Origin of the sequence: Halomonas sp. McH1-25 (assembly GCF_022348165.1) — a bacterium.
Lineage (GTDB): Bacteria > Pseudomonadota > Gammaproteobacteria > Pseudomonadales > Halomonadaceae > Modicisalibacter.
The window spans coordinates 555,247-569,970 of the sequence record NZ_JAKRFI010000001.1 but is presented as its reverse complement, the minus strand read 5'-3'; the positions used below and the strand labels follow the sequence as shown (position 1 = coordinate 569,970).

Annotated in this window: 11 protein-coding genes; 5 read left to right on the top strand and 6 right to left on the bottom strand. The window is 61.1% G+C overall.

Annotated elements, in window-relative coordinates; all coding sequences use genetic code 11:
• The first annotated feature begins 2 nt into the window (after window positions 1-2).
• The 4 genes from MHM84_RS02805 (at window position 3) to MHM84_RS02790 (ending at window position 4,173) form a co-directional block, all read left to right on the top strand.
• Window positions 3-1,112, top strand: a complete 1,110-nt coding sequence (locus MHM84_RS02805) for an enoyl-CoA hydratase/isomerase family protein (protein WP_239262201.1) — start codon at window positions 3-5, stop codon at window positions 1,110-1,112.
• A gap of 35 nt (window positions 1,113-1,147) precedes the next feature.
• On the top strand, window positions 1,148-2,050 hold the full coding sequence (gene mmsB, locus MHM84_RS02800) for a 3-hydroxyisobutyrate dehydrogenase (RefSeq protein WP_239262198.1): 903 nt from the start codon (window positions 1,148-1,150) through the stop codon (window positions 2,048-2,050).
• A 76-nt stretch (window positions 2,051-2,126) separates the two neighbouring features.
• Window positions 2,127-2,711 (top strand): DJ-1 family glyoxalase III, encoded by a 585-nt coding sequence (locus tag MHM84_RS02795; protein ID WP_239262196.1) that lies wholly within the window; start codon window positions 2,127-2,129, stop codon window positions 2,709-2,711.
• A 61-nt stretch (window positions 2,712-2,772) separates the two neighbouring features.
• Window positions 2,773-4,173 (top strand): MATE family efflux transporter, encoded by a 1,401-nt coding sequence (locus MHM84_RS02790; RefSeq protein WP_239262194.1) that lies wholly within the window; start codon window positions 2,773-2,775, stop codon window positions 4,171-4,173.
• 7 nt (window positions 4,174-4,180) lie between these two features.
• On the opposite strand, the gene MHM84_RS02785 is transcribed toward MHM84_RS02790, so the two are convergent.
• The gene (locus MHM84_RS02785) at window positions 4,181-5,014 is read right to left on the bottom strand and encodes a pyruvate, water dikinase regulatory protein (protein ID WP_239262192.1); all 834 of its coding nucleotides are present in this window, start codon (window positions 5,012-5,014) and stop codon (window positions 4,181-4,183) included.
• A 244-nt stretch (window positions 5,015-5,258) separates the two neighbouring features.
• Here MHM84_RS02785 and ppsA point away from each other — a divergent pair, with 244 nt between their 5' ends.
• A complete protein-coding gene (gene ppsA / locus MHM84_RS02780) occupies window positions 5,259-7,631 on the top strand; it encodes a phosphoenolpyruvate synthase (RefSeq protein ID WP_239262190.1) in 2,373 nt (790 codons plus the stop codon).
• Window positions 7,632-7,688: 57 nt separating this feature from the next.
• Here ppsA and MHM84_RS02775 read toward each other — a convergent pair whose 3' ends face one another.
• The 5 genes from MHM84_RS02775 to acnB form a co-directional block, all read right to left on the bottom strand.
• Window positions 7,689-9,482 (bottom strand): glycerophosphodiester phosphodiesterase family protein, encoded by a 1,794-nt coding sequence (locus MHM84_RS02775; RefSeq protein WP_239262188.1) that lies wholly within the window; start codon window positions 9,480-9,482, stop codon window positions 7,689-7,691.
• Between the two features lie 99 nt (window positions 9,483-9,581).
• Window positions 9,582-10,070: a ribonuclease E activity regulator RraA gene (gene rraA, locus MHM84_RS02770; protein WP_239262186.1), complete on the bottom strand. Its 489-nt coding sequence runs from the start codon at window positions 10,068-10,070 to the stop codon at window positions 9,582-9,584.
• Window positions 10,071-10,189: 119 nt separating this feature from the next.
• A complete protein-coding gene (locus tag MHM84_RS02765; protein ID WP_239262184.1) occupies window positions 10,190-10,795 on the bottom strand; it encodes an outer membrane beta-barrel protein in 606 nt (201 codons plus the stop codon).
• 253 nt (window positions 10,796-11,048) lie between these two features.
• On the bottom strand, window positions 11,049-11,651 hold the full coding sequence (locus MHM84_RS02760; RefSeq protein WP_239262182.1) for a porin family protein: 603 nt from the start codon (window positions 11,649-11,651) through the stop codon (window positions 11,049-11,051).
• Window positions 11,652-11,920: 269 nt separating this feature from the next.
• Window positions 11,921-14,524 (bottom strand): bifunctional aconitate hydratase 2/2-methylisocitrate dehydratase, encoded by a 2,604-nt coding sequence (acnB, locus tag MHM84_RS02755; protein ID WP_239262180.1) that lies wholly within the window; start codon window positions 14,522-14,524, stop codon window positions 11,921-11,923.
• Between the last annotated feature and the right edge of the window lie 200 nt (window positions 14,525-14,724).

The window sequence follows — 14,724 nt, the reverse complement described above, 5'->3', positions numbered from 1 at the left end:
ACATGGCCGAACAGCCCGTCAAGTTTCAGGAACTGGCCACCCGCGACGAAAAGCGTATTGGCGTGGCCACATTGAATGCGCCCAAGTCGCTCAATGCGCTTTCTCTAGAGATGATCGAACTGCTGGGCGACCGGCTGGCTCGCTGGGCCGACGATCCGGATGTGGCCGTCGTCTGGCTCGAGGGGGCTGGCGACAAGGCGTTCTGTGCCGGGGGGGATATCGTCGGGCTCTATCGTGCCATCGCCGACAAATCGGACGACGAGGCGACAGACGATTTTCCGACCCGCTACTTCACTGCCGAGTATCGCCTGGATCATACCCTTCACACCTATCCCAAGCCGTTGGTGGTCTGGGGTGACGGTATCGTCATGGGTGGCGGTCTGGGCCTGATGGCCGGAGGCGGCCACCGGGTCGCGACCGAGACCACGCGAATCGCCATGCCCGAGATCACCATCGGCCTGTATCCGGACATCGGCGCCAGCTGGTTTCTCAATCGTATGCCTACCGGAGTGGGTGTCTACCTGGCCATGACCGGGGCGCAGCTCAATGCCCGCGATGCCCTCGACCTGGGACTGGCAGATCGCCTGATTCCTCACGAATATCGCGAAGACGTCATCAAGGCGCTGGCCAATGCAACGTTCGACTCGCCCGAGGCTACCGTGAGGAGGATCCTGCACGATTATGAGGAACGCTTGCGCGCTCCGCAGGGGCAAGTGATGACGCACCTCGATGCCATCCAGTCGCTGGTCGATGCCGCCAAGGCCGCCGAGGCCGTCAAGCGTATTCTCGGCGACACCCGGGCCGATGAGTGGCTGGCAGCCAACCGCCAACGTCTCGCGGCGGGATGCCCGATCACGGCGCATCTCGCCTGGCGCATGCTGGAGCGACATAAACGCGGCAGCCTGGCGCAGGCATTTCGCGATGAGCTCAACCTGTCGGTCCAATGCTGTCGGCAAGGCGATCTCGCCGAGGGGGTGCGCGCTCTGTTGATCGACAAGGACAAGGCGCCGCGCTGGAGCCATCCGGATATGGCCAGCGTGCCCGAACGCGACATCAATGCTTTTTTTACGCCACTGTGGTCCTCGCAAACGCATCCGCTGCGTGATCTCTAGAGACGACTGCTCAACAACAATAAGGAGCCATTCACATGCGTATCGCTTTTATCGGCTTGGGTAACATGGGTGCCCCCATGGCCAGCAATCTGCTCAAGGCCGGACATGAGGTGAGTGTATTCGATCTCGTCGAATCGGCCATGCAACGGCTGGCGTCCGAGGGCGCCAAGGCGGCGAACTCTGCCGTCGAGGCGGCATATGGCGCTGAGGTCGTCGTGTCGATGCTGCCCGCCGGAACCCATGTGCGAAAGCTCTATCTCGGTCATCAGGACCAGACAGGACTACTCGAGACATTCGATACCCAACCTTTGGTCATCGATGCCTCCACCATCGCTCCTGAAGACGCCCGCGTCGTCGCCGAGGCGGCGCACAAGCGTGGCATCTCGTTTCTCGATGCCCCGGTGTCCGGCGGTGTCGGCGGCGCCAAGGCGGGCACGCTGACCTTCATCGTCGGTGGCCCCGAGGCCGCCTTCCAGCGGGCGCGTCCCGTACTCGAGACCATGGGCAAGAATATCTTCCATGCCGGGGAGGCCGGGGCAGGGCAGGTTGCCAAGATCTGCAACAACATGCTGCTGGGTATTTTGATGAGCGGAACGGCGGAAGCCCTGGCGCTGGGTGTCCGGAACGGGCTCGACCCGGCCACGCTGTCCGAGATCATGAAGCAGAGTTCCGGCGGCAACTGGGCACTGAACGTCTACAATCCCTGGCCCGGTGTGATGGAGAATGCGCCGGCATCCAAGGATTATCAGGGCGGTTTCCTGGTCGATCTGATGATGAAGGATCTCGGTCTGGCCTGGGACTTGGCGCTGGCGTCGAAAGCGACGGTACCCATGGGCTCCCAGGCGCGCAATCTGTTTGCGCTGCATGCCGCCCAGGGCAATGGGCGGCTGGATTTCTCCAGCATCCAGCGACTGTACCGTAGCGACATGCCGGAATGATTGCGCCGTCATGCATACGCCGGTGGCACTCTTGACTACGCTTTGAGGGGTTAGTCATTGCATACATGGGGGTGATATGGCCAAGGTGCTTTTGCCCGTAGCCGACGGTAGCGAGGATATCGAAACGGTCACCGTAATTGACGTGTTGCGGCGTGCCGAAGTTGACGTGCTGGTCGCCTCGGTCATGCGAGAGATCGAGGTAACCTTGGCGCGGGGTACCCTGCTGACGGCGGACGTCACACTGGATGCCGTTGACGAGTCGCAGTCATTCGACGCTATCGTGTTACCGGGCGGCATGCCTGGAGCATCCCGGCTGCGCGATAGCGAGACGCTCAAGGAGCGTCTGCTCCAACAGCGCGAGGCCCAGCGCTGGATTGCGGCGATCTGCGCCGCGCCTGGCGTCGTGCTGGCCGCCCACGATCTGGTGCGTGGTCACGATGTTACCGGCTATCCCGCCTTCCAGGCGCCACTCGCCGATGCGGGAGGCCATATCAGCCAGCGTTGTGTGGTCGAGGATCGTCGCTTGGTGACCAGTCAGGGCCCGGCGACCGCCATGGCGTTTGCCCTGCATCTGGTGGGCCTGCTCGTCGATGAAGAGACCGAAGCACGTATCGCCGAAGGATTGCTGATGGACGTCGTTTCTTCCGAACGTCGCTGCTGATGCGCTTGGGCTCCCGGCTCGGCTTGGGCACAATGGGCCTCCCCAAGCCAGGAGCCCAAGCATGTCATCCAGCGAACGCGCTGCCGCCACGCACATTGCCTCTGCCCCGCATACGGACCGCCGCGCGCCCACCAATGATCTGCTGACGGGACCGATCGCCGCCACCCTGTTCCGCAAGTCGTTGCCGGTCATTGCCGGCATGGCGGCGATGATGTTGTTCAATCTCGTCGATGCCTGGTTCGTGTCTCGACTGGGCACCACGCAACTGGCAGCCGTTTCGTTCACGTTCCCGGTATCCTTCGCGGCGATCAGTCTGGCCATCGGCCTGGGTATCGGTACCTCGGCGGTGGTCGGACGCCGGCTGGGGCGCGGCGAGGTGGACACCGTCCGTCGCCGGGCCACGGATGCCTTCCTGCTGTCGCTGCTGGTGGGTGTCGTCGTCACCGTGGTGGGGCTGGCGACCCTGACACCACTGTTTACGGCGCTGGGCGCCGATCAGGCATTGATGCCGCATATTCACGCCTACATGGGCGTGTGGTATCTCGGTGCGGCATTCGTAATCGCGCCGCGCGTTCTCAATAGCGTATTGCGTGCCCAGGGCAATACGCTGGTGCCCGGGTTGTTGATGGGCGGTGCCGCCTTGCTCAATGCCTTGCTCGACCCGCTACTGATCTTCGGACTGGGGCCGGTGCCTGGGCTGGGCGTCAGCGGAGCGGCGTTGGCCACCGTGATCAGCTGGGGCGTGATGACGCTGGGGCTGTTCGCTCAGCGCGATCTCAAGGCATTGATCGACTGGCGTGGACTGAGCCTGCCGGCGCTGATGGCGTCCTGGGCCGAGTTGGGAAGGATTGCTCTGCCGGCGGCCATCACCAGCGTATTCACTCCGGTTGCCATGGCCTTGGTGACACGCATCGTTGCTGATTATGGTCATGCCGCCGTGGCGGCGTTCGGGGTAGGCTCGCGTATCGACGCCATTGCCCAGATCGTCGTGTTGGCCCTGTCGATGACCCTGTCGCCATTCATCAGCCAGAATCAGGGGGCCGGCCAGCCGGAACGCGTCAAGCAAGCGATTCTGGGCTGCTTCGCTTTCGTCATGGTCTGGCAATTGCTGATCTGGGGCGTGCTGCAGGGCTTGGCGCCCTGGCTGACCGGGAGCTACGCCCAGACACCGGCGGTAGGCGAGGTGCTGCGCACGTTCCTCTGGCTGGTGCCGCTGGGGCTGGGCGCACAAGGCGTGGTGATCCTGACCAATTCGTCTTTCAATGCCTTGCATAGGCCACGCCGTGCCCTGGTGCTTTCGGTGATTCGCCTGTTCGCGCTGTTCGTGCCACTGGCCTGGCTGGGTGGACGGCTGGCCGGACCCATGGGGATCTTCGCGGGCATGCTCGGCGCCAACCTGCTCATGGCCATTGTCTCGTGGCGTCAGATCCGCTCGGCGCTGCATCACCGCTTGGGTGTATGACGTTTAGTCAACGCGGACGAATGCGTCGCTGCAGGCCGGTTTCGGCGATCATGCGTGTGGAAATTTCCTCGATCGAGAAACGGGTAGTGTCGATGTAAGGCACCTTGTGACGCTTGAACAGCGACTCGGCCTGATGGATTTCCTGCAGGCACTGATCGATCGAACAGTAGCGGCTATTGGGGCGACGCTCGGTACGGATTGCCGCCAGACGGCGCGGATCGATGGTCAGCCCGAACAGCTTGTGCCGATAGGGCGCCAGCGATTTGGGCATCTTGAGCATGCCATCCTCATCGAGATCGTCCTCGGTGAGTGGATAGTTGGCTGCGCGAATGCCGAACTGCAGCGCCAGGTACAGCGAGGTGGGAGTCTTGCCGCAGCGGGACACGCCGACCAGGATGACATCCGCCTTGTCGTAATGATGCACGCGCGCACCATCGTCGTTATCGAGGGCGAACTGGACCGAGTCGATGCGCTGCATGTACGCGTCGTCGTGACCGATGGCGTGGGTGCGTCCGACCGAATAGCTGGAGTGGGTATTCAGCTCTTCCTCCAGCGGGGCGAGGAAGGTGGTGAAGATATCCACCTTGAAGCCGGGGGCCCGGGTAATGATTTCACGAATCGTCTGGTCGACGATGGTATCGATGATGATCGGTCGTTCGCCGTCACGAACCGCAGTGGCCTCGATGACGGCTGCCAGGTTCTGTGCCTTCTCCCGGGAGTCGATATACGGCTTCGTCACCATTTGGATGTCGCTGTTCTCGAACTGCGCCAGCAGACTGCGTCCCAGGGTTTCGGCAGTGATACCGGTGCCGTCGGAAATGAAAAAGGCGGTGCGGGCCATGCCGTATCTCCGGTAATGAGGCGTAGGAAACCAAAAGCCATTGTCCCGCGTCGTCCCCAGAGCGGCAACCACCAGGCCGACTACATAATCCATCCCAAAGCGGCCAGTGTTGTAAAAAAACTCCAGTGACTTCGCTATTAGACTAATGGCTAATAAGCGCAGCGATTGTTAGGGTGAGTAACATCTTTCGAAGCCAGTCGCGCCTGACGCTGCGCTGCGCACCGCATAAGGATTGGGAGGTCTCTTGGAAAACTATATCGAATGGTTCGACCGCCTGGGCATGGATGACGTCGAGCGGGTTGGCGGCAAGAACGCCTCTCTGGGCGAAATGATTTCCAACCTGGCCGATGCCGGGGTCACCGTCCCGGGAGGCTTCGCGACTACGGCATTCGCCTATCGTGAATTCCTGGCTCATGAAGGGCTCAAGGAGCGCATCGACGAAGCCTTGTCGCGCCTGGATGTAGACGATACCGATGAGTTGGTCAGGGTCGGCGCCGAAATTCGTCAGTGGGTTATCGATACACCGTTGCCTCCCCAGTTCGAGGCCGCCCTGCGTGATGCCTATCGCGAACTCGAGTCCAGACACGCCAATCTGAAGGTGGCAGTGCGTTCCTCGGCAACGGCAGAGGATCTTCCCGATGCCTCGTTCGCCGGCCAGCAAGAGACCTTCCTCAATATCGAAGGCTTCGATAACGTCAAGCGCGCCGTTCATGAGGTATTCGCCTCGCTCTTCAACGACCGCGCGATTTCCTATCGCGTGCATCGCGGCTTCGCCCACGATCAGGTGGCACTGTCTGCAGGCGTTCAGAAAATGGTGCGCTCGGAAACCGGGGCATCGGGGGTCATGTTCACCCTCGACACCGAATCCGGTTACCGCGACGCGGTGTTCATCACCGGCTCGTGGGGGCTGGGCGAGACCGTGGTCCAGGGCGCAGTCAATCCCGACGAATTCTACGTGCACAAGCCGACCCTGGCCGCTGGCCGGCCGGCAGTGTTGCGCCGTACGCTCGGTTCCAAGCTGATCAAGATGACCTACACCGAGGACGCTTCGGCCGGCAAGTCGGTCCAGACCGTCGATGTGCCGTTCGCCGATCGTGCACGTTTCTGCATCAGCGACGACGACGTCATGGCGTTGGCGCGTCAGGCGGTGACCATCGAACGGCATTATGGCCGCCCGATGGACATCGAGTGGGCCCGCGACGGCGATGACGGCAAGCTGTATATCGTCCAGGCGCGCCCCGAGACCGTGGTATCCAATCAGGAGGGGGGCAAGCTCGAACGCTTCCAGCTCAAGGAGAAGGGGCGCCTGCTGGTCTCGGGCCGCGCCATCGGCCAGCGGATCGGTCGCGGTGCCGTCAAGGTGGTCGAGACGCCCGAGCAGATGAGCAAGATCCAGAACGGCGACGTGCTGGTCACCGACATGACCGACCCCGACTGGGAGCCGGTGATGAAGCGTGCCTCGGCAATCGTCACCAACCGTGGTGGACGTACCTGCCACGCGGCCATCATTGCCCGCGAACTGGGCATTCCCGCCGTCGTCGGCTGCGGTGACGCCACCGACCTGCTCGAGGACGGACGCGAGGTCACCGTCTCCTGCGCCGAAGGCGACACCGGGCATGTCTACGATGGCCTGCTCGATTACGATTGCAATACCACCAGCGTCGATAGCATGCCGGACCTGCCGTTCAAGATCATGATGAACGTCGGCAACCCGGACCGCGCCTTCAACTTTGCCTCGCTGCCCAATGCCGGAGTCGGGCTGGCGCGTCTGGAATTCATCATCAACCGCATGATCGGCGTGCACCCCAAGGCGCTGATGGAGTACGACCAGCTGCCTGCCGACCTGCAGCAGATCATCGACGTGCGCACGGCCGGTTATGCCGACCCGGTAACGTTCTATGTCGACAAGTTGGTTGAAGGCATCTCGACCCTGGCGGCGGCGTTCTACCCCAAGCGGGTCATCGTGCGCATGTCGGATTTCAAGTCCAACGAGTACGAGAATCTGATCGGCGGCAAGAACTACGAGCCTGGCGAAGAAAACCCCATGCTCGGTTTCCGCGGCGCGTCACGCTACATCTCGGACACCTTCCGTCCCTGCTTCGAGCTGGAGTGCCGGGCGCTCAAGCGCGTTCGCGACGAGATGGGGCTCGACAACGTCGAGATCATGGTGCCGTTCGTGCGTACGCCGAGCGAAGGGCGAGAGGTCGTCAAGCTGCTCAATGCCAATGGCCTCAAGAGCGGCGATAACGGCCTCAAGATCATCATGATGTGCGAGCTGCCGTCCAACGCGCTGCTGGCCGATGAGTTCCTCGAACACTTCGACGGCTTCTCGATCGGTTCCAACGACCTGACCCAGCTGACTCTGGGGCTGGATCGCGATTCCGGTATCATTGCCCATCTCTTCGACGAGCGTGATCCCGCCGTCAAGAAGCTGCTGTCCATGGCTATCCAGGCCTGCAAGGCACAGGGCAAGTACGTCGGAATCTGCGGGCAGGGCCCCTCGGACCATCCGGAACTCGCCAAGTGGCTGATGGAGCAGGGTATCGATTCGGTCTCGCTCAATCCCGATGCCGTGCTCGAAACCTGGTTCATGCTCGCCGGGGAAACGCTGGGCTAACGAACCGCTTCAATAATCCCGGAGACGGCGCCCGGCTCTCGAGCCGGGCGCCGTTTTTCAGGAGTGAAGCCAGTTTCGCAGCTTCACCAGCAACAACTCCCCGTCGTTCAAGGTGTCGCGCTCGGCCAGGACTTCGGCAAGCATGTCCGGCCGGTCGGTGATGATATTGTCGACGCCCAAGTCGATCATACGTGACATTTCACTGCGACTGTTTACCGTCCAGGCGTGCAATTGATAGCCCAACCGGTGTGCGATCGCGGCGCTCTCCGGCGTCACGCGATTATGGCGCAAGCCGAGTGCATCGATGATGGTGATGTCCAGGCCGCCACGCACCACGAACTGGGCGAACAGTGTCGTTTTCAAATGCGGGGCCTGCCGTTTGACTTCGCGGACGACCTGCGGCGAAAGCGAGGCGACGATCACATCGTCCTGGCGTGACTCCGGCAAGCGATCGATGACTGCAGCCACCAGCGCCTGCATGTCGCCCGGCGCCGGCTTGAGCTCGATATAGAGCTTGATCCGATCGCGCGTCAGCCGCAACACCTCATCGAGGGTCGGGATGGGCTGACCGGCAAACGTGTCGCCAAACCAGCTCCCGACATCCACCTCTTTCACCTCCGCCAGCGTCATTTCATCGATATCCTGGTCCAGACCGGTCAGGCGTCTCAGGCTATTGTCATGCGAGAGAACCACTTCGCCGTCGGCGGTCAAACGAACGTCGATCTCGACATAGTCCGCACCATCGCTGATGGCCTCTTCGATGGCTGCCAGAGTGTTTTCGGGTGCCTTCATCGAGCTGCCGCGGTGGGCCGTGATCTGTACACGATCGCGGATCTCGAAGCTGTTGAGTACCGATGACGCCTGATAGAGCGCAAAGACCAGAACCAGAGCCTCGGCGCCCCAGGCGATCCAACCGGGATGGCTGCCCTTGGTCGGCGCAGAGGGTTTCGGCTGGCGATGCGCCAGGCGCAGGTACAGACAACCCACCAGCATGCTGTTGAACGCTACCCCCACGAATGTCCCTGCCAGTGCCAGCAGGCCGTAGAGGGTCAGATAAATCAGCATGGCCGGAATGAGTACGCTGACCCGTTCGGGAAGCCACTGCAGCATTGGGGTGACCAGCGTATCGAACAGTGCCGTGACCAGGGTCGGCAACAACAGGATAGCGGTGAGCGGAATAGCGACGGGAATGCTTAACCGCGCCTTGACACCGTGCGTCAGGGCCCGACTGCGTGCCAGGGCTTGGCGGGCCGACAAGCGTTCGAGCATCAACGCAGGGAGGGCCAGAGCCCAGCGTAGGTAGAGCCTGGCCGCCAGCCACAGCCACGACAGTGCCAGCAGCGCCGCGGCGAGGAGGAACCACCAGAGTTCCCGAGGTTTGGCCTGGGTCACGTAATAGCTTTCATAGCCGCCGAGCAGCGCCTCGTATAGCCATACCAGGATGAGCACAAAGGGTAGGACGAGCAGCAACTGCGCACCGACCTTGATCAGGGTCAGCGTGGCGAGGCCGATGAAGCGCTGCACTACGCCCCACGAGGCATCCAGTGCCATGCGATAACGGTTGCCGCCGGGGTGCGCCGTGATGAGCAGCATGCCGGCCTGCTGGAGAAACAGTATCAGGAAGGTGAAGACAACTACCGCCAGAACCCAGACCAGCCCAACCGGAGAAAGTGCCACGGCGAGTAGCTGGTCATTGGTGAGCACCGGCCGCCCGATACGCCTGAGCAGGGCGGCCAGCGAACTGGCCGAGGCCGGCAACAACAACGTGGCGGCCAGTAGGGTGAAAAACAGGTGGTAGGCGACCAAGGGGCGCCAGTGGTCACGCAAGGTCGCCATTACATCGGCGAACAAGCGATGCAAAGTCAATGATATGGAGCTTTTTTCGAACATGCTTCCAGCGTTGCACTTTATTAGCAAAAGTGCCAACGGCTACATGTTCAGGCAGTAAGTTCAGACGTCCAGAGTGAGACGCGATTCGGCCACCAGGATGCCATTGTTATCGGCATAGACCCACTGTCCGGGATGCAGGGTCACGCCCGCAAAGGTGACTGCGATGTCACGTTGGCCCTCTCCGCGCTTCTCGCTACGGCGTGGGTGGGCCCCCAACGCCTGGACGCCAAGCTCCGTCTCGGCGAGGACATCGACATCGCGTACGCACCCGTAGACGATGACGCCGCTCCAGCCATTGTCGGCTGCCTTTTCCGCCAGCATGTCGCCCAGTAGGGCGCAACGTAGCGAGCCGCCGCCATCGACCACCAGAACGGCACCCTCACCGGGCTCGGCGACGGCCTCCTTAACGCGGGAGTTGTCTTCGAAGCACTTGACGGTACGTACCGGGCCGCAGAAGGATTCCACACCGCCGAAATTGGCGAACAATGGATCGAGAATCCGTACCTCGGGATGGGCGTCGCAGATATCCGGTGTCACGATATGGTTCATGTCTAGTCTCCTGAATGAGACTTGATAGTGCCACACCCATGCAGCAAGAAAACCCTGCCTTGGACGCAAGACATGTAGCAATGCGACAGGAAAGCCTGCAAGAATTCAGGTCGGCAACGTCAGAAACGAAACCCGGCCGAGGCCGTGAACGTGTCGACGCGATACTCGCTGTCGACATCGTAATATTCGTATTCGGTACGCAACAGGAACGGTGAAAAGTCGAGTTGCGCACCGATGCCGTAGACGGGATTGGTGCCTTCATGACCTTCGAGTTCGAAACGGGTGCCGTCGTCGAGATTGCCTTCCAGATTGTTATCCCAGCGAGCGATACCGGCCTTGGCAAAAGCCGTCAGCCAAGACGAGAATGCCATTTGACCTACTGCACTCATGCCATAGGCACTGGATTCGAAATCGCTGCTGGCTCCGCTGCTGTCCTCGAAGCGGACACGGCCTAAATACGTATAGAACATCTCGGCAGCAAAATAGGGGGTGAAGTCGTAACCCACGAATCCCTTGAAGACATTGCTATCGTCCTCGAAGGCTGGCCTGTCAGGTCGAGAGGCAAACACCTCGTTCATCGAGGCCTGGTTATCACTGCCCTGGGTGCCAATGCCGGTGCCTACGAAAAGGTTGTCCTGCGATTCTGCCGAGACTGGCAGAGAAACAGTCGCCATTCCTACGAAGGTTGAGCCCAGAATGCCACTGAGCAGTATCCAAGTCTGCACGGGAAGTCTCCCTGTGATGCGACAAGTCTTGTTATCGCGATCGCCAACCGCTGATACGAACGGAGTTGGCGTCGTTGCGAATGGGTCGGAGAACATACGTGCATTAAAAGTAAGCCGGACAGGGCCAATCGACAAGGATGGCTGAGTTACGGGGGGTAACTATCGTTAAGGACTTGGACGATAAATGAAACTGCCCACCGCATGCGGTGGGCAGTCTGTCTCGCTGCGAGCTGCCGAGCAGTGAACTCAGACCTTAGAAGCGAAAACCGGCAGATGCACTGACGCTGTCGATTTGGTAATCGCTATCGAAGTCGTAACGTTCGTATTCGGCACGCACGAAGATCGGTGAGAAATTCAATTGAGCGCCGACACCATAGACCGGATCGGTACCGTCCTGGTCTTCAAGGTCGAGATCGGCACCGCCCAGATTGCCGTCGACATCGGTCTCCCATTTGGCGACGCCGATCTTGGCAAAGGCGGTAAACCAAGAGGTGATTGGCAACTGGCCGACGACGCTCACGCCGTAGGCGTCCGATTCCAGATCGGTACTGGCAATGTCGTTGCCTTCCAGGCGCGTCTTGCCCAGGTCGGCATAGAACAGCTCAGTCGCGAAGTAAGGATTGAACTCGTAGCCCACAAAGCCCTTGAAGGAATTGTCATCGTCATCGATGTCGAAATCCTCCGAGCCGGATTCGATGAAATCGTCGACCTCATCGCTGTCGTTCTTCAATGAACTGAACCCGGTCCCAACGCCGAGGTAAAGCCCTTCACCGTTCGGGGCAGCCATGGCCGAAGGCGCGGCTACGTAAAGAACGGAAGACGCTAGCGAAGCAGTAATGAAAGGTTTGAATTTCACGGTGGTTCTCCTTGTGATCGTCGGCACGTTGGCAACGTAGCAGCCGGCGGAGGGGGTGACGGCATCCTGCCGTATTCCACGCAATGTAACGACCGTTTGATTGAGACACTGGAAATCTAATTCGAACACTGTTCGATATCAAGACTTGCAATGTTATCGACACGTATATTTTTGTATAAAAAAGCGCCCCGTCATGGACGGGGCGCTTCGGTCTTCGGCTCTAGGACACCTAGCGTCCCAGCGATGGTGCGAGCATCGGAACCAAAGAATCAGGCTTCCTGTGCGACAGGAATCACGTTCGAGGCCATCTTCTGATATTCCTCGATCTCATGGAAGTTCATGTATCGATAAATTTCACCGGCCATGGCATTGAACTCGCCCATGTAGCCCATGTATTCCTCGACCGACGGCAGGCGGCCAACCACGGCAGCCACTGCGGCCAACTCGGCTGAGGCCAGATAGACATTGGCGCCGTCGCCCAGACGATTGGGGAAGTTGCGGGTCGAGGTCGAGACTACGGTGGACTTGGGCGCGACACGGGCCTGGTTACCCATGCACAGCGAGCAGCCCGGCATTTCCATCCGTGCTCCGGCACGACCATAAATGCCGTAATAACCTTCTTCGGTCAACTGGTGCTGGTCCATCTTGGTCGGCGGCGCCAGCCACAGGCGGGTCTTCAGGCTACCGGCCGGCTGCTTTTCCAAGAGCTTGCCCGCGGCACGGAAGTGGCCGATGTTGGTCATGCACGAGCCGATGAACACTTCGTCGATGGTCTCGCCGGCCACGTCGGAAAGCAGACGGGCATCGTCGGGATCGTTGGGTGCACAGAGCACGGGCTCGGTGATCTCGCTGAGATCGATCTCGATGACCTCGGCATACTCGGCGTCCTTGTCGGCACGCATCAGACTCGGGTTGGCCAGCCACTCTTCCATGGCCAGGATACGGCGTTCCAGGGTACGCACGTCGCCGTAACCGTTGGCGATCATCCATTTGAGCAGCGTGATGTTCGACTTGAGGTATTCGCTCACGCTGTCTTCGGACAGGGTGATGGTGCAGCCCGCGGCACTGCGCTCGGCAGACGCGTCGGAGAGTTCGAAGGCCTGCTCGACGGTGAGATCCTCGAGACCTTCGATCTCCAGGATGCGACCCGAGAAGGCATTCTTCTTGCCGGACTTCTCGACGGTCAGCAGCCCCTGCTTGATGCCATACAACGGGATGGCATGCACCAGGTCGCGCAGGGTGATGCCGGGCTGGCGCTCGCCCTTGAAGCGCACCAATACCGACTCCGGCATATCCAGCGGCATGACGCCGGTGGCGGCGGCGAAGGCCACCAGGCCGGAACCTGCCGGGAACGAGATGCCCATCGGGAAGCGGGTGTGGGAGTCGCCGCCGGTGCCCACCGTATCGGGCAGCAGCATGCGATTCAGCCACGAATGGATGATGCCGTCACCCGGACGCAGCGACACGCCGCCACGGTTCATGATGAAGTCGGGCAGGGTGTGGTGGGTTTCCACGTCGACCGGCTTGGGGTAGGCGCTGGTATGACAGAACGACTGCATCACCAGGTCGGCCTGGAAGCCCAGACAGGCGAGATCCTTGAGTTCGTCGCGGGTCATCGGGCCGGTGGTGTCCTGAGAACCGACGGTGGTCATCTTCGGCTCGCAGTACATGCCGGGGCGCACACCGTCCATGCCGCAGGCCTTGCCGACCATCTTCTGGGCCAGGGTGAAGCCCTTGCCGCTGTCAGCCGGCTGCTCCGGCGTCTTGAACACGTCGGACGGACCCAGGCCGAGTTCGTTGCGTGCCTTGTCGGTCAGACCGCGACCGATGATCAGCGGAATGCGACCGCCGGCACGCACTTCGTCGAGAATCACGCGGGTCTTGAGTTCGAAGGTGGTCAGTACCTCGTCGGTACCATGACGGCAAACCTTGCCCTCGTAGGGGTAGACGTCGATGACGTCGCCCATGGCCATCTGCGAGACATCCATCTCGATGGGCAGAGCGCCGGCATCTTCCATGGTATTGAAGAAGATCGGGGCGATCTTGCCGCCGAAGCAGAAGCCACCGGCGCGCTTGTTGGGTACGAACGGAATGTCGTCGCCGAAGAACCACAGCACGGAGTTGGTGGCGGACTTGCGTGAGGAGCCGGTGCCGACTACGTCACCGACGTAAGCGACCGGATACCCCTTGGCCTTGACTTCGTCGATCTGGGCCAGCGGGCCCTTGGTGCCGGGCACCTCAGGCTGGATGCCTTCGCGCTCGTTCTTGAGCATGGCGTTGGCGTGCAGCGGGATGTCCGGACGAGACCAGGCATCCGGTGCCGGTGACAGGTCGTCGGTGTTGGTTTCGCCGGGGACCTTGAATACGCTCAGCGTGATCTTGTCGGCAAGCGCCGGCTTGGCCAGGTACCACTCGGCGTCGGCCCAGGATTGCAGGACGTCCTTGGCGACGGCGTTGCCGGCCTTGGCTCGATCGGCGACGTCGTGGAAGGCATCGAACATCAGCAGGGTGTGCTTGAGTTGTTCGCCGGCTTCCTTGGCGAGGCTGGCGTCGTCGAGCAACTCGACGAGGGTGGCGATGTTATAGCCACCCTGCATGGTCCCCAACAGCTTGACCGCATGAATCTTGTCGATCAGTGGCGATTCGGCTTCGCCCTTGGCGATGGCGGTGAGAAAACCGGCCTTGACATAGGCGGCCTCATCGACACCGGGGGGAACGCGATCGGTGATCAGTTCGAGGAGAAACTGCTCCTCACCCGCCGGCGGGTTCTTGAGGAGGTCGACCAGCGCAGCGGTCTGCTCGGCGTTGAGCGGCTTCGGCGGCACGCCCTCGGCAGCGCGCTCCTCGACATGTTGGCGGTAGGCTTCAAGCACGTTGGGGATCCTCATCTATTTTTCGGATTCCATGAGCGATCGGAGGAGGGGTACATCGACTCATGTCGATGAAAGGCGACCCGATGACAGGCGACCCCGACCGCTGACAGGCCGCCGCGATTCTACGCGAGAATGTCGACAATGTTAAGCGAAGCCCGCCTGCTTGGCGTTCCACTTTGGTCGCCGCGGTGTAGCGCAAC